The organism is Pseudoalteromonas sp. AWH4_217 (assembly GCF_056161105.1).
The window spans coordinates 1-392 of record NZ_JBSWYM010000067.1; the positions used below are offsets into that span (position 1 = coordinate 1).

The 392-nt window shown below is 50.5% G+C and carries 1 protein-coding gene; it reads left to right on the forward strand.

Going from position 1 to position 392, the window contains the following annotated elements:
* A partial coding sequence (locus ACXAH1_RS24690; protein ID WP_475200335.1) for a hypothetical protein occupies positions 1-216 on the forward strand: 216 nt, incomplete at its 5' end.
* Positions 217-392 lie beyond the last annotated feature (176 nt).

Consider the following 392-nt stretch of genomic DNA (forward strand, 5'->3'; position numbering starts at 1 on the left):
GACCACATCGCAGGCATGACAAATACATCGAAGCAAACCTACTCAACACCGAAAAGCAGGTATAAACAGCTCCCGCATCGCGTGCGGGATGACAATGGAGTTGTTGTTGGAGGTGTGGTAAAGCAGGGTAAACCTGGAGTCGCTGCTGGAAGGCCACATCGTAGGCATGACAAATACACCGAAACAAACCTACTCAGCACTGAAAAACAGGTTTAAATGGATCCCGCATCGTGTGCGGGATGACGCCGGAGTTGTTGTTGGAAGTGTGGTAGAGCTGGGTAAACCTGGAGCCGCTGCTGGAAGACCACTCCGTACGTATGACGAATACACCGAAACAAACCTACTCAGTACTGAAAAACAGGTTTAAATGGATCCCGCATCGCGTGCGGGAT